Source organism: Thioalkalivibrio sp. ALJ4 (assembly GCF_000377225.1).
Classification (GTDB): domain Bacteria; phylum Pseudomonadota; class Gammaproteobacteria; order Ectothiorhodospirales; family Ectothiorhodospiraceae; genus Thioalkalivibrio.
This window is the reverse complement of sequence record NZ_KB897917.1, coordinates 473,408-488,889: the sequence shown is the minus strand read 5'-3', so window position 1 is coordinate 488,889 and position 15,482 is coordinate 473,408. Positions and strand designations below refer to the sequence as shown.

Below are 15,482 nucleotides of genomic sequence, written 5' to 3'. Positions count from 1 at the left end.
GGGCGGTCCTTGGGTCGCGGTGATCGGGGATGCTCACGAACGGGCGGCCAGGGCCAGGGCGCTTTGCAGCGTCAGGTTGGCGCCGGTCTCGATGTCCTCCCAGTTTGTCCATTCCGCCGCGGAATGGCTACGCCCCTGCAGGCTCGGTACGAAGATCATGCCGGTACGCGTGATTGCACTCATGCTCTGGGTGTCGTGCGCAGCGCCGCTGGGCATGGTCAGGTACTCCAGCCCCATGCGTTCGGCGGTCGCCTCGATGGTCTGCACGATGCCCGTGTCGCAGCGCACCGGATCGATCTCCGAGAGCACGTCGAACTCGAACATCAGGTCACGCCGGCGCGCGAGGCTGGACAGCGTGCGGCGGGCCGCGTGGGCCAGCGCGGTCAATACCTTCTCGTCGGTATCGCGCACCTCGAAGGAGAAGGTCGCCATGCCCGGCACGGTGTTCGCCGCGCCCGGCGAGAGCTCTACGCGGCCGATAGTCGCGCGCGAGTTCGGGCTGCCGTGCTCCTCCAGCAGACGATTGATCTCGCCGCCGAACTCCGCCAGCCCCTGGAAGGCGTCGATGCGCATGTCCATCGGCGTGGTGCCCGCATGGTTCGGCTGGCCCTTCAGGCGCACCTCCCACTTGAACAGGCCGGTAATGGCCTCGACCACACCCACACTCAGGCCGCGGCGATCCAGCACCGGACCCTGCTCGATATGGGTCTCGATGAAGGCGTGCAGGGTGTGCGGGTCGCGCCGCGCGCTCAGGGCGTCGTCGGCATTCAGGCCCCAGTTGGCCATCGCCTCGACCAGGGTGATGCCCTCGAGGTCACGGGCATGGCTGATGCTCTCCGGGGTCAGCTTTCCGGCCATCGCCTGGGAGCCGAACATGCCGCCGAAGCGGCCCTCCTCGTCAGTGAAGTCGATGACCTCCAGCGGGTACTGCAAGTCGACCTCGTGTTCCTTGGCCGTGCGCAGCACCTCCAGCCCGATCAGCACCCCCAGGGCACCATCGAGCGGGCCACCACCGGGGACGGTATCGAGATGCGAGCCCATGGCGACCACCGGGCGCTTGCCGTCGTAGTCCAGGCGACCGTGCAGGTTGGCGGCGCCATCCTGCCAGACGTCGAGGCCCGCGGCCTCCAGGCGGCCGCGAAACCACTCGCGCCCCGCGCGGTCGCCCTCGCTGAACGCCCGGCGGTGCAAGCCACGGTCGGCATCGCGTCCAATCTGCCCCAGCTCGGTAATGTCCTGCTGCAGGCGCTGCATGTTGATCTTGAGTTCGTGCATCGTGTTCTCCGATAGGGCCGCCGGCCCCGGTCGCGGTACACGCGGATCGACGGGGCGGGGCAGGTGAATTCAGTCGCGCGGGCGACCGCGCAGGATGGCCACGATCAGGACCAGAAAGACGACGCCTCCCAGCGCGAAGAAGCCGAACGCGCGGGCCAGGCTGTGGTGCGCCACATCGATCCGGGCCTCGTCGGCCCAGTCGTCCGCGCCATCGGCCCGCAGGCGAAAGCGATATTCGCCGTCCGGGAGGCCGCTGATTACGCTGCTGGTGTCGCCACCGCGATAGATCACGCGGGCGTCGTCGAAGTCCGGACCGCTCGCCTGTTCGAGTTCGACGGGCCCCTCGGCGTTCCATTCGAGGGTTAGACCGCCATCACGCGAGTCCGTGGGCGGGTCGTCGAATCGGGGCTCGGCCAGTACAACCAGCGGCAGCAGCAGAAGCAGCAGGCTGGCGGGCAGGAGGGAGCGCATGGCGCGTTACCTGGCGGCCACGCCGCTCAGGTTTTCACCTCGAACGGCTGCAGACCGGCACGAGGCTCGGTGGTGTTCATCGCCTCGACCAGGAGGGTAAGCCCTTCGTCCAGATCCGCCAGCCGCTCGGGCGGGAGAGCGTGCAACGCGCGGTTCAACTCGCCCTGGGGGGCTGCCGGGGCGTCGGACAGGAGCGCCTCCCCCTTGGGCGTGACATACAGCCGCACGATGCGCTGGTCCTTCTCCGGGCGGCGGCGCTCGACGAGCCCGCTGTATTCCAGCTTGTCCAGCAGGTTCGAGGTGGTCGAGGCATGCACCGACAGCCGGCGCGAAAGGTCGCTGACATTCAGCCCGGGCGTGCGCTGCAGCTCCCACAGGGCCCACAACTGCGAGGCACTGATCCCGCAGGCACGCTCCACTGCCCGCGAATGCCCCTGCAGGGCGCGGATGATCACGCGCAGCTGACGGATCACGGAACGCGACAGATCCGGTTCCCCTTCCGTCGCGGGGCGATGAGGTTCGTTCTGGGCAGAAACAGCTGACATCACAGTCGGACTCAGTATGGCAAATGCCATATAGTTTTGTACAAAAATAATGGAGTTGCAACTTGTCCTTTGCTGGCGAAAGCGGCGAGCGCGTTCTATTAATGGGGTTTCCGGCTAGCCGAGGTCACCAGGATCCGGTCTCTGGGCAACAAAACGGGCCTCTCGTTAGCCATACGCGACAGAAACGGTTGTGGCGGTTCCTCGGGAGCTCGCCATCGGTCCCCCGGGGGTACAGGGGCCTGTTTCTCTTTCGGATTCCAGGATCGAACTGCCAAAAGGAACGAATAATGAAAAACAACATTTCGTGGAATCTCACTCCACTGGCCGGGGCCGTTGCCACGGCGCTTCTTCTGGCGCCAGCGGTCAGCCCCGCAGAACAGGAGGGTGCAGGGGGCGTCGAGTTCGATTTCTACGGGTCACTGAGACTGCAGTACGAAACGGCGGACCCGGATGGCGAGGACAGCTATGACGGCTTCCGGGATGCCTATTCACGCATCGGCTTCAACGCCAACTATGAGATCAATGAAAGCCTGAACGCGTTTGCGCAGCTGGAAATCCCGCTCGACCTGGCCAACGGCCGAGTACAGGACCCCTTCAGTGGCGAAGACGAGGACGTCCGCATCGGCAAGGTCGGGCTCGACGGCGCATTCGGTACCGTGGCGTATGGCCGCGATTGGCTGCCGTATTACAACGCGATCGCCTTCCCGGTGGACATGTTCTACTCCTACCAGAGCGGCTTCGCGACCTATACGACCTTCCGTGAGAGCAACAGCCTCATGTACTACTCTCCGGACTTCAACGGCTTCTCGTTCGCGGCCTCCTACAGCGCGAACGGCGGCTACGACGATGCATCGGGCTCTCCAGATGATCGCTACCAGGTGACCGGTTCGTACGCCTTCGGCGACACGACTCTTTCCGTCGGGGTCGATGATGCCAATGGCGAGCAGAACACTCGGATCTGGGGGGTGTCCGCGATGCACAGCATGGGCCCATGGTCGATGGGTGCCAAGGTCGAATACATTGAAAGCGACCAGGACGCCGGGGCCTTCGGGGACGACGGCGACGTCGCCGCGAACATCTACGCCGCCTACGCCGTGGGGCAACATATATTCCACGGAACCTACGCCAACGTCGACAACTACGGCGGAGACGTCTTCCACCTGGGCTACGCGTTCAACTGGATGGACGGGCTGTCCCTGTTTGCCGAGTACTACTACGAAGAAGAAGCAACCGGTGCGGTACCGGCATCAAGGGCCCGAGACACCGGCCGGGCCGGGGCTGACTTTCCCGAGGATGGAAGCAACAACGTGTTCATGGTCGGCATGCACTACAGCTTCTAGAAGCCAATCCGCCGCGCACGTTTGTTGCTCACCCGCTAGCGGGTGAGCAATGGAAGTCAGCCATGAAGGTCCCGAATTTTTCGTTTCGGATTCCGACGGCCGGATGCCAGAACGAAACGACTCGTACCTCGGGAGACGCGGTCTCAATCGAAGACTACCGCCCTGGCGGTCAGACAGTTCCAGGCGATGGACCGGAGAACGTCTGGACCAGCGTCCCCCAATCACACCAAGGAGGTGAGCGTGAGCGACAACGCACAAGACCCGAAACGGGAGATCGAGGAGCTCGAGGCCCGTTACGAGACCGATCACGAGATCGGGGAACAGAACATCAACCCGCTGGGGCTGGATCTGCACAACCCGGTATTCGCCGTCAGCGCCCTGCTGATCCTCGCGTTCGTGATCCTGTCCCTGATGTTCCCGGAACAGGCCGACGAGGGCCTGGGCGCCACGCGTGCCTGGATCGGCGAGACCTTTGACTGGCTGTTCTTGTCGGCCGGCAACCTGTTCGTGCTGTTCTGTCTGGCCCTGATCCTGCTGCCGGTCGGGAGCATCCGGATTGGCGGCCAGGATGCGAAGCCGGACTTCAGCGTGCTGTCCTGGTTCTCGATGCTGTTCGCCGCCGGCATGGGCATCGGCCTGATGTTCTGGGCCGTGGCCGAACCGGTAGGCTACTTCACCGAGTGGTTCGGGACGCCTTTGGGCATCGAGGGCGGCACCGAGGAAGCGAAGCACGCGGCCCTGGGTGCGACGATGTATCACTGGGGCCTGCACCCATGGGCGATCTATGCCGTGGTAGGCCTGGCGCTGGCGTTCTTTGCCTTTAACAAGGGCCTGCCGCTGACCATTCGCTCCGCGTTCTACCCGATCTTCGGCGAGCGGATCTGGGGCCCGCTCGGGCATGTGATCGACACCCTGGCGGTACTGGCCACCCTGTTCGGCCTGGCCACCTCCCTGGGTCTTGGGGCGCAGCAGGCGGCATCGGGGCTGGAGTCGGTGTTCGGCATCGAAGCCGGCCTGAACACCCAGGTCGCGATCATCATCGGCGTCACGGTAATTGCCCTGTTGTCGATCATGCGCGGCATCCATGGCGGGGTGCGCGTGCTCAGCAACATCAACCTGACGCTGGCGGTGGTACTGCTACTGTTCGTGGCCCTGTTCGGCGGCTTTATCGCCTTCCTCTCCAATACCGGCATCACGCTGAGCGCCTACGCCCAGTACATGTGGCCGCTCAGCAACCCTGTGGGTCGTGACGACCAGACCTTCTATCACGAGTGGACGATCTTCTTCTGGGCCTGGTGGATCTCCTGGTCGCCGTTTGTCGGCATGTTCATCGCACGGGTCTCGCGCGGGCGCACGGTACGCCAGTTCGTGACCGCGGTGCTGCTGGTGCCAACGGCCGTGACCGTGATCTGGATGAGTGCCTTTGGCGGGACCGGCCTGGATCAGGCCCGCGACGGGGTCGGTGCACTGGCCGACGGCATCAGTGACTCCTCGCTGGCGCTGTTCCAGATGCTCGAGCACCTGCCGCTGACCACGATCACCTCACTGCTGGCAATCACCCTGGTCCTGGTTTTCTTCATCACCTCGTCAGACTCCGGCTCGCTGGTGATCGACTCGATCACCTCCGGCGGCAAGACCGACGCCCCGCAGTCCCAGCGCCTGTTCTGGGCCACGGTCGAGGGCGTGATCGCCGGTGTGCTGCTGGCGGTGGGTGGCGCGGCCGCGCTGCAGGCCCTGCAGGCCGGTGCCGTCAGCGCCGGCCTGCCCTTCGTGATCGTGCTGCTGTTCATGTGCGTCAGCCTGATGATGGGGCTGTTCCACGAGCTCAAGCTGATCCGTCTGAAGGAGGCAACCGGGTAAGCCGTCGGCAAAAGTTACCCCAGGCGACCCATACCCCGCCGGTCCCTCGACCGGCGGGGTTTTTTCTGCGCCGTGCTCACCCTTCTCATATCGACACAGTCCCTGACCGTCTAGATCACTCGACGACGGATTGCTGAGGAGATCTGTTCGAAACCAATGACGACGACCAGGATCACCAGGATGATCGTCAACGCCTGATCGAACTGGAACATGCGCATTGCGGTGGACAGTTCGACCCCGATGCCGCCGGCCCCGACCAGCCCCAGCACCACGGCCGAGCGGATCGCCTTTTCGACCCCGTACAGGCTGGTGGCGGTCATCGAGGCCGTCGACTCGGGGAGGATGGCCCCGAAGATCACCGAGAGCCGGCCCCCGCCGGTGGAGGCCAGGGCCTCGGATGGCCCCTTCGAGACCTCCTCGATACGTTCGGAGAAGAAGCGTGCGCAAAAACCGATGGTGTCCATGATGATGGCCAGGATTCCGGCCAGCGGCCCAAGCCCCACCGCAACCACGAAGATCAGCGCCCAGATCAGATCGGGGATGGTGCGCATGGTGGCCACGATGGTCCGGCTGAGGGTCCGCACCAGGCGATTGGGGGCGGTGTTCGAGGCGCACAGCAGGGCCATCGGCACGCTCAGGATTACGCCGACCGTCACGCCCACAATGGCCATGTTCAGGGTTTCCAGCATGGACCAGGCAATCGGCTCCAGCCGGCTGGTCTCGGGCGGCCAGGCCTGAGCGAAGAATCCCCCGAGATTGCCGAATCCCTGAACCAGACGGGCCAGGGTGACATCAACGGACAGAAAGCCCTGTATGAAGAAGGCAGCGAAACCTACAAGAATCACCCAGGTAAAGACCGAGGGCGAGGTGAATCGGGCGGGCGCAAGCGCCGCCACTCGTTGATCGACTGGATGCATTGGGTTGGTTCCGTGAAAGGTCTGGGCGCGTCAGGAGGCAGAGGCAGCGGTTGCGAGAGGCACTTCCTCCCGCGGGTCACCATCCACCCGGACCTCGCCGTGGTAAAGCGATTCGAGGCTGCCGGTATCGAAATCGGAGATACGCCCCTGGAGCTGGATCTTGCCGGCCTTCATGCCAAGCAGGCGGTCGCCGTACTCACGAGCAAGGTCCAGCTGATGCAGGGTGCATACCACGGTCATGCCCTCTTCCCGCACGATCTCCCAGAGCAGGTCCATCACCTCGCGCCCGGATCTCGGGTCGAGGCTGGCGACGGGTTCGTCCGCCAGGACCAATCGCGGGGCCTGCATCAGCATGCGTGCAATGGCTACTCGCTGCTGCTGGCCGCCGGAGAGCGTGTCGGCACGCTGGCCGGCCCGATCGGCGAGCCCTACTCGGTGCAGGCAGTGCATCGCGCGGTCGCGCTCTTCCTGCGGTGCCCAAGGGGAGGCCAGTGCCATCACGCCCAGTGGCTGGCGTCCCAGCGCACCGAACAGGACGTTCTGCAGGACCGACAGATTGGCGACCAGGTTGAACCGCTGGAAAACCATCCCGACGGAGCGGCGTACTTCCCGCAAACGGCGTCGGCCAGCGGTGGCGATGTCGATGCCAGCGACCTCGGCGGTGCCGGCATCCGGCCGCTCGAGGCCAATCAGGCAGCGCATCAGGGTCGACTTGCCGCAGCCGTTCGCCCCGAGAAGGACGGTACCTTCTCCGGGGGCGACCTCGAAATCGAGACCGCGCAATACATGGATCGAGCCAAAGTGCTTGTGCAGATCCTTGACTACAATGGGGTTCATCACATCACTCCACGGAGCGAGGACCCGATGCCCAAGGGCACCGGGTCTCCTGCTGCAAATGTTGCTGCCGGGGCTTAGTTCAGGCGAATGCCAACGAGATCATAGGCCTCGGTGATGAGGTCGAATTCCTCTTCGGTGAGGTCATTGACGAAGCGGGCATTGGTGTACTTGTCACGACGACCCGGCCCGAGTATGGCCTCCATCAGATTTTCGGCATCGGCCATGATCTGCTCGTTGACATGGGCCACACAGGCCTGGTCGAGGCCGCCGCGGGCGACAAAGGCATCGCGGGGCATGGTGTCGCTCTCGGCAATGACGCGGTAGTCGCCATTCGGGTCGCGCTCCTTCAGACGCGCAACATCACGCACACCGGATCCCATGGCATCCACGTCGCGGTTGATCAGGGCCTCGAAGCGCGCGCCATCCAGCAGGTGTGTGTTCACGTCACGATCAAGGTCCAGACCCGCATTCACCAGCATCCAGGACGGCACGATGTGGCCGGTGGTCGATCCCGCATCTTTCAGCGCGATGTCCTTGCCGCGCAGGTCTTCCAGCGAATGGATATCGCTGTCGGCATGGACCACGAAGGCAGTGCCGTACTCGGCGCGCTCGAGACCGACCATCAACTGCACATCCTGACGTGAGCGCATCACCGCGTACTCGGACGGGCCGGCCAGGATGATGTCGACCTGGTCGAACTGCAGTGCATTGACCGCGGCGGTGCGGTCACTAACCGGGAAGAACTCGATCCTGGATCCCACGGCATCGCCCAGGGCCTCGCCGAACGGGCCAAAGGTGCGAACCATCTCTTCCATACCCTCGATGCCGGTATCGGCAAAGCGCAGAGTGTCGGGACAGGGGTCAGCCTGAGCGGAGGCCGAGACACCGAGGGTCAGGCTCATCGTCAATGCAAGTGCAGTCTTTTTCATGGTCTCTCCATGCAGGTCACGAGGGGGCGGTGTGCCGACCATCAGGGTCCGGCGATTCGAGGCGCTACCCTGCCTGCCCCACGTTGCGCTCACGTGGCTTCCGCATGACAAGACCGTGACAAATGAGCCGCGCGCCCCCCCCCTGGCCGGATGTCACCAAATCGAAGCCCGCATGTAACCGCCCTGCCATACCCCACCACTAGGGTGGCATCCCTCCTGCCCGGCGCCGGTCTTCGGCTACCGGTCCGGAATATCCGAACAAGCTTTCGATTACAGGAGGGAGTACATGAAAGCCGTCAGATACACCGTAAATACTTCGCTGATCCTTGGGCTGGGGATCGCGATCAGCGCCCCGGCCTCGGCCGATCTGACATTCGATCCGCGCGGACGCCTGCACCTCGATGCCGCCTTCCACGACACCGACAACCTTGAAGACGAGGCCTTCCAGGACGGTTTTCTTGTGCGTCGGGCACGCCTGGGCGGCAGCGGTTCTCTCATCGGGAACTGGGGCTACCAGCTGGAGTTCGATTTCTCCGGTGGAAGCATCAGCTACAACGACCTGAAGGTCACCTACGACACTGATGCCGGCACCTGGCAGTTCGGTCAGTTCAAGGTGCCCCAGGGCATGGAGCAGCTGACCAGCTCCAATCGCATGACCTTCATCGAGCGCGCATCCTCGCAGGTCTTCACGGATTCCCGCCGCATCGGCCTGGGTTACGGCCAGTCCGGCGACAACTACCACTTCTCGGTGATGGGCTACTCCCACTCCATCGAGGGTGATCCCGATGGCGACGCCCCCCTGGGCATGGCCGGCCGTGTCACGTTCAACCCGATCCGGGGTGACCAGACGATCCATCTCGGCGCCTCGCTCTCTCACGAGGCCTTCTCCAGCAACGCGCGCGAAGGCAGCGTGCGCTTCCGGGATCGCCCGGAGTCGCGTCCGACCGAAGGCACCCGCCTGATCGATACGAGCTCGCTGGACGCGCGCTCCACCACCAAGGCCGGGCTGGAGTTCGGTTTCCTCAGCGGCCCGTTCCATGCCAGTGCCGAGTACCTGCAGGCCGAGGTGGATCGCGATTCGGGCTCCGACCTCACCTTCAACGGCTGGCATGTCCAGGCCGGCTACGTCCTGACCGGCGAGACCCGCGGCTACCGACCCACCGGCTTCCGGACCATTGACCCGCAGCGCCCCTCCGGTGCCTGGGAGATCGCCGCGCGCTACAGCTCGGTGGACCTCGGCGATGCCGACATCCTGGGCGGCGAGCAGAACAACTTCACGCTGGGCCTGAACTACTACGTCAGTTCCAACCTGCGCTTCATGGCCAACTACGTGATGGTAGACGTGAAGGACAGCGACGCGGTGGACAGTCTGTCGAACGGTGCCTTCCGTGATGACAGCCCGAACATCTTCCTCGCCCGCATGCAGTACAACTTCTGATCTCCCCGTAGCCTCCTCGGGGGCCTTCGGCCACCGGACATCCCGTCCGGTGGCCTTTTTTGTGCGCTTGTCGAAACCACTCCACTGGCGAGTGGAAGATTGGATGGCCCACGGGGCTGAACAATGGCGACACCTTGATAGTGGGACAGGCGAGCCTGTTCACGGCGCTTGCCAAACGCCGTCAAGGGATCCGGGAAAGCGGAATCAGGCCGCCGTTCGGGAATAGGCGCGCGCGCTATCCGCCGGAACCTCGATAGTCACCACCTTGCCTTCGTCAAAAGGGTTTTCTGTATGAACGGTCAAGGGTGCGGCCTCGCTCTGACAGCGCAGGCGCCAGCCAGTGCCCTCGAAGTGGCAGCTCTGGACGCGGGCCCGCAGCCGATTGGCCCCATCGCCAGTGGTCAGGGTTAGCGCCTGAGGCTGGGCCAGCAGGAGTGCCTCGTCACCGACTTTTAACGCCTCGCCGCTGCTGGCCTCGAGCAGATGGCTGCCGCTGCGCACGCGGACCCGCCCGCCGTTCACGTCTTCCACGACCACGGGAATCCGGTTGGAGAAACCGACCAGACCAGCAACCCAGGGGCTCCCCGGATTGCGGAAGATCTCGCCCGAAGTCCCGCTCTGCTCGATGCGGCCGTCGCGCATGACCACCAGCCGGTGGCCCAGGGTCATGGCCTCGTGGAGGTCATGGGTTACATACAGCGCGGTGGTGCCGATCCGGCGCAGCAGGGCCGCGAGCTCGTCGCGCATCTGCAGGCGCAGCTGTGAATCCAGGTTGGACAGCGGCTCGTCGAGCAATAGCAGCCGGGGCCGGGTGGCCAGGGCCCGCGCGATGGCGACGCGCTGCTGCTGCCCCCCGGAGAGTTGGCGCGGGAGGCGATCTTCCAACCCTCGAAGTTCCAGCAGGTCCAGCAACTCCCGCAGCCGTGCGCTCCATTCCGCGCGCGGGATATGCCGGTGACGCATCCCGAACTCGATGATCTTGCGCACGTTCATGTGCGGCCATAATGCGAAGTCCTGGAAGACCATGTTCACCGGGCGCCGCTCCGGCGGGATGTGGAAACCGGGCCCGTTCACTTGGTGGCCCCCAATCGCGATCGTACCCTCGCTGGGGGTATCGAGCCCCGCCAGCAGTCGCAGCAGGGTGGACTTGCCGCAGCCCGAGGCACCAAGCACGGCGATCACCTCGCCGGAGGCGATATCCAGGTCCACCGAGTCCAGCGCGATGCTGTCCTGGTAGCGGCGGGTCAGGCCGCGGATACTGACGTCTACGCTGTCTTGGTTCATTTCGCGTGGTCCTCGCTGACAAGGAAATAGGACGGGAAGGCGCGTCGCACGGCCCAGCGGGCGGCGACGATAATCAGGGCGGTCAGGCTGCAGACGATCACGGTGGCGGCGGTGGCCCAGCCGTACTCCACGGTGCGGAAGGCTTCGTCGATGATCACCGGAATGGTCGGGTAGCCTGGGGGCTGCAGCATGATGGTGATCGCCAGGTCGAAGACGCTGGTCGCGAACACCGCCAGCGTGGCCGAGAGGAGGCCGGCCAGGACCATGGGCATCAGGATGCTGCGCAGGCGCGTGAACAGCCCGGCGCCCTGCAAGGCGGCGCTGGCCATAAACGACCCCGGCGTCTGCGACATCGCACCGAGCACGATCCGTACGGCGATCGGGACCGAGGCCGCGGCCGAACACAGGATGATCGCCCAGGGACTGCCGTAGACCTGGATCCCGAGATCGGCCAGCCAGCGCTGATTCCACATGAAGATGTAGCCCACCGCCAGGACGATCCCCGGCACCGCCAGCGTAACCGTGGAGGCGACGTCGATGAACTGCTTCATGCGGTTGCTGCTGAAGGCCAGCAGGTAGGCGGCGAGAAAACCCACCACCATCGAGATGCCCGCGGCCGTTAAGGCGATGAAGAAGGAATTCCGCAGCGCCGGCAGCAGGGAGGATCCCTCGGACAGGACGTCGATGTAGTTGTTCAGCGTCAGATTGCCCAGGGTCAGGCCCTGGCTGTAGCGGTCCATGAACGAGACCGAGAGGCTGGTTCCCAGCGGGGCAAAGATGGCCAGCGTCAGGAACACCAGGTTGATTGCGGTCAGCAGCGGCCACAGCCGCGGCTTCGGGCGGTTGCGCGGCGCCGCTGCCGCGGTCAGAAAGTCGCGACCGCCGTTGCGGAGCACCCGGATCTGCAGGGCAATGGCCGCCCCGACCAGGCTCACCAGCACGAAGGACAGTACAGCAGCACCTTCGAAGGATACGGGAACCGTCGCGACCTCCGCCCGAATGTTGTAAGGGATCAGCGGAAAGCTGAATACCGAGAGAAAGGCCGCCGGCAACCCGAAGTCGCCGATGCTGTCGACGAATACCAGGATCGCGGCGGAGGCGAAGGCCGGAATCAGCAGTGGCAGACGCACCCGCCACAGGGTCTGGACAGCGTTCGCGCCGCACAGCCGCGCTGCCTGTTCATAGCGCGAGACATCCCATTGCAGGGCCGCGCTGGTCGCCAGATAGGCGAGCGGAAAGTTGGTCAGCGCCATCACCGTGATCAGCCCCGGCAGGGAGAACACGAAGTCGTTCACCCAGTGCATGCCGAGCTGGGCGGCCGTGCCACTGCTGCGCGAAAACAGCACCCAGCCCTGGGCGATGATGAACGACGGCATCACCAGCACGAACCAGGCGGCGAAATCGATCAGGCTGGCGGTGGGGAAGCGGTAGTTGTGGCGGATCCAGGCGAGACCGGCGCCGATGATGGTCCCGAGCACCATGGTCCCGGTCGCCAGCAACAGGGAGTTGGTCACCGAAGTACGCCAGAGCCGGCGTTCCCAGAGATCCCGGAAGAGCTGAAAATCCCCGAGGGTGAAATCGCCGAGATAGAGGCGCGGGAACGCCAGGTGCAACAGCATCGCGGTCAGCGGCAGGGCGACCAGAATCAGCAGCGCCCCGGTCACCAGCCAGACGACCAGGGAATCACTGGCCGGCAGGCGGCCCATCAGACGGGCAAGCGGCGACGGTGTCGGGGCGATCGAACGCACGGGGACTGAGGTCATCGGATTTCCTTGGGCGTATGGAGCCACGCCCGGGTCGCTACAAGAAGAAGGGGCCCTGCCGTGTCCCAGCAGAGCCCCATTACTGCATCCGGCAGTGGAGGGGCCGGGTTACATCACCTGGTCAGCGAACCAGCGCTTGATTTCGGCTTCTACCTCGCCCATCCAGACGTAGTCGCTGAAGACGTACGGAGTTTCCCCGTCCAGGAAATCGTTCGGCGGCAGCAGTTCGTTCGGCGAGGCGTTGCGATTCACCGGCTGGAAGAACTTGTTGCGATGCTCGATCTCGGTCAGGTAGTCCTGCGTCTCGGCGGAAAGCAGCCACTCGACGAAGGCACGGGCGTCGTCCCTAACGCTCGTGTCGGCGGAGATGCCAACGCCACGGGCCGCGCCCGGCACACCCTCTTCCGGGTATACGATGCCAATGTCCTCGCCCTTCTCCACCTCGCCGTAGGTGTTGGGCTCTTCCAGACCGGCCACGCAAAGCTCGCCGGTCATCAGGGCCTCGGCCACCGGGCTGTTGGAGCGGTACATCCGCACACCGTTGTCGAAGACGTCCTGCCAGAATTCGTAGCCGGCATCCATGTCATCCTCGAAGAACGAGGCCACGTAGGGATAGGCCGGGCCGGAGATGTTCGGGTTGGGCATCCCGATGCGGCCCTCGAACTGTGGATCGCGCAGGGCGTCCCAGCCGGTGATGTCCTCGGTCCCCTCGCAGCTCGGGTTGTACGCGAGAAGGGCCGGGGCACTGATGGTGACCGGCCACCACGAGGCATCGGGGTGACGCTCGTAGATCTTCTGGGCCTGCTCGGTATAGTCGCTGACGGCCTCGGGCTGCCAGTCGTCCTTCAGGAGGATGCCGTCCTCGTGGAGCCGATGGACACTGCCGTGACCCATCACGTAGACCACATCCCACTGAGGGTTCACGCGCTCGGCCTCGATGCGGGCGAGGATCTCGCCGCCACTCATGTCGACGATCTGCACGTCGATGCCGGTATCCTCGGTGAAACGAGCGGCGATCGAATCACCATGGTCATGCAGATAGACCGTCAGGACGTCGTCGGAGAGCGCGACTTCGCCGGCATCGACATCATCGGCATCGATCGCCTGCCCAGCCATGGCGGTACCACCGCTGAATGCAGCACTGATGGCCAGCACCAAGGGGGCCAGACGAGCGGAAGGCTTCAAATCTTGCATGTCGGGTTGCTCCTGTCTTGCACGAATGGCGCACCCACGCTAGGCGGAGCGGATGACGAACCCGTTGCACTCGTATGAAGTTTTGTTAACGCACGCGGGAGGCCCGAGACCCCCTCCGATTGAACCGCTACCCGTGTGCGGAGTCAGGAGTTTCAGTAGGGTTTGGTCCATACAGTTCGGGCCGGAACATTCGCGAGAAGGGGATACAAGACCATGAAGGCAGCCTTTGCACCGCTGACAGCGGCCATCGCTGTGACACTGGCCACGACAGCACAGGCCGCTCCTCTCGGAATTGCTCACGGGCTCGATGGCGAGGACCGCGTGCTGGTGCATGCCGACGGGATGACCGCCGATGATGCGTTCATGACGCTGGGGGCACTGACGGTCAAGGGCCGCCTGATGCGCGACAGTGAGTTGGGGCATGACGACTACCGTCCGGAACTCGCCGATGGCCCGATGCGGGAGATCGGCGAGACCTGGCTCGGCCTGCTGGATACGGTGCACGGCAAGCTGGTAGATGAAGGGCGCATCCGCGCACAGTCCGGCAGTGACGACGAGGCTGCTCCGGCGGCCTATGCTGATGCCGCGTATCTCTACCATATGCATCACAGCGGGGGTCGCTTCGAACACCTGGGCCTGTACGACGAGATCACCCACAACCCGGCACCGCTGATGTCGGCGCTGGCGGACCACCTGGTCAACGAACGCTACGCCGACGGCGAGGTGGCAGCGGCGAATGACTCGGGCACCGATGCCCTCGCCTTCGGCCTCGACGCCCTGCACGGCCCCGCATACGCCTGGGTGCGCCAGCACAAGCCGGGTGGCGAGGACGACATGGGGCAGCTGGAGCATGAGACCCTCGCGGGCTGGCTGGGCCACTCGCGCGACGACATGGTCGAGATCGCCCGGGCCATGGCGGACACCGCCGACGCGGCCTGGGATGATGATGCCGGGATGTTTGTCCGCGACCAGGGCGCGGAGTGGTCGGTGGATCAGGTCGGGGCGCTGCTGCGTGGCCTCAAGGGGGTCTACGAGACGCTCTACCTGTTCGGGGATGCGGACGATCAGGGGCGCGCCGAGACGCTGGCGGACCGCACTGCGTCCATCACCCGCGCCATCGTGTCCGAAGACGGGCCGATCCGCGACTGGGGCCTGCCCGAACGCATCGCGTTCGAGGACGGCGAGGCCCGTGCGGCCTCCGACCACGTCGACGTCGCCGCGCAATGGCGGTTCGTCCACCAGGTCACCGGCGGCTTTTCCCTGCTGCGCGAACGCGAGGGGACCGCAAAGCTGCTGAGCGAGCGGGCGCCGGAGCTGGAAGGCGAACTGGGTGCGGCGATTGACCGCCTGCTCGAGGGCGCGCTCGAATACCAGCTCGGGTCTGCCATCTTCCCCACACGCCTGGCCTACGAGGATGGATCGGTGACCGACCCGACCGTGACCACCCGATCCGTCGCGGCCTTCATGATGGCCGTGGCCAATGGCTACCGTACGGGCGAGGCCTTCGACCGCCCAGGGTCCTGGGGCGACGACGAGGCGCTGGCGGAACGCAGCCGGGCGCTGTACGACGCCTTCCTCGATCATGGCGAGCTCCTGACCGAGCAGCTGACCCTCCGGGACTAACGCGCG

General features: G+C 64.9%; 13 protein-coding genes. 4 read left to right on the top strand and 9 right to left on the bottom strand.

Translation table 11 applies throughout. The annotated features are described in order from the left end of the window. Positions 1–33: 33 nt before the first annotated feature. The 3 genes from C936_RS0102325 to C936_RS0102315 form a co-directional block, all read right to left on the bottom strand. Positions 34–1,275 (bottom strand): Zn-dependent hydrolase, encoded by a 1,242-nt coding sequence (locus tag C936_RS0102325; RefSeq protein WP_012981443.1) that lies wholly within the window; start codon positions 1,273–1,275, stop codon positions 34–36. A gap of 69 nt (positions 1,276–1,344) precedes the next feature. Continuing rightward, complete coding sequence (locus tag C936_RS0102320) at positions 1,345–1,746, bottom strand: hypothetical protein (protein ID WP_018175089.1); 402 nt, start codon at positions 1,744–1,746, stop codon at positions 1,345–1,347. A gap of 26 nt (positions 1,747–1,772) precedes the next feature. After that, positions 1,773–2,291: a MarR family winged helix-turn-helix transcriptional regulator gene (locus C936_RS0102315; protein WP_012981441.1), complete on the bottom strand. Its 519-nt coding sequence runs from the start codon at positions 2,289–2,291 to the stop codon at positions 1,773–1,775. 287 nt (positions 2,292–2,578) lie between these two features. Between C936_RS0102315 and C936_RS0102310 the strand changes: the two genes are divergently transcribed. Continuing rightward, entirely contained in the window at positions 2,579–3,631 is a 1,053-nt protein-coding gene (locus C936_RS0102310) for a porin (RefSeq protein WP_018139775.1), read from the top strand. 240 nt (positions 3,632–3,871) lie between these two features. Next, positions 3,872–5,491, top strand: coding sequence for a BCCT family transporter (locus C936_RS0102305; protein ID WP_012981439.1), 1,620 nt, complete (start codon positions 3,872–3,874; stop codon positions 5,489–5,491). A 110-nt stretch (positions 5,492–5,601) separates the two neighbouring features. On the opposite strand, the gene phnE is transcribed toward C936_RS0102305, so the two are convergent. The 3 genes from phnE to C936_RS0102290 all read right to left on the bottom strand — a co-directional run bounded on the left by phnE (position 5,602) and on the right by C936_RS0102290 (position 8,174). Continuing rightward, entirely contained in the window at positions 5,602–6,408 is an 807-nt protein-coding gene (gene phnE, locus C936_RS0102300; protein WP_018175088.1) for a phosphonate ABC transporter, permease protein PhnE, read from the bottom strand. Between the two features lie 30 nt (positions 6,409–6,438). Next, a complete protein-coding gene (gene phnC, locus C936_RS0102295; protein ID WP_018139773.1) occupies positions 6,439–7,245 on the bottom strand; it encodes a phosphonate ABC transporter ATP-binding protein in 807 nt (268 codons plus the stop codon). 74 nt (positions 7,246–7,319) lie between these two features. Beyond that, positions 7,320–8,174 (bottom strand): phosphate/phosphite/phosphonate ABC transporter substrate-binding protein, encoded by an 855-nt coding sequence (locus C936_RS0102290; protein WP_231362268.1) that lies wholly within the window; start codon positions 8,172–8,174, stop codon positions 7,320–7,322. Positions 8,175–8,460: 286 nt separating this feature from the next. Between C936_RS0102290 and C936_RS0102285 the strand changes: the two genes are divergently transcribed. Next, positions 8,461–9,612 carry an OprO/OprP family phosphate-selective porin gene (locus C936_RS0102285; RefSeq protein WP_018139771.1) on the top strand — a complete coding sequence of 384 codons (1,152 nt, stop codon included), beginning with the start codon at positions 8,461–8,463 and terminating at the stop codon, positions 9,610–9,612. 204 nt (positions 9,613–9,816) lie between these two features. Here C936_RS0102285 and C936_RS0102280 read toward each other — a convergent pair whose 3' ends face one another. From C936_RS0102280 to C936_RS0102270, 3 genes are all read right to left on the bottom strand, one after another. Continuing rightward, the gene (locus C936_RS0102280; protein WP_018649139.1) at positions 9,817–10,896 is read right to left on the bottom strand and encodes an ABC transporter ATP-binding protein; all 1,080 of its coding nucleotides are present in this window, start codon (positions 10,894–10,896) and stop codon (positions 9,817–9,819) included. Next, the gene (locus C936_RS0102275) at positions 10,893–12,659 is read right to left on the bottom strand and encodes an iron ABC transporter permease (RefSeq protein WP_018649138.1); all 1,767 of its coding nucleotides are present in this window, start codon (positions 12,657–12,659) and stop codon (positions 10,893–10,895) included. The genes C936_RS0102280 and C936_RS0102275 overlap by 4 nt, the downstream gene beginning before the upstream one ends. 108 nt (positions 12,660–12,767) lie before the next feature. Then, complete coding sequence (locus C936_RS0102270) at positions 12,768–13,853, bottom strand: ABC transporter substrate-binding protein (RefSeq protein WP_018139768.1); 1,086 nt, start codon at positions 13,851–13,853, stop codon at positions 12,768–12,770. A 213-nt stretch (positions 13,854–14,066) separates the two neighbouring features. On the opposite strand from C936_RS0102270, the gene C936_RS0102265 reads away from it, so the two are divergent. Beyond that, positions 14,067–15,476 (top strand): hypothetical protein, encoded by a 1,410-nt coding sequence (locus tag C936_RS0102265; protein ID WP_018649137.1) that lies wholly within the window; start codon positions 14,067–14,069, stop codon positions 15,474–15,476. Positions 15,477–15,482: the final 6 nt, after the last annotated feature.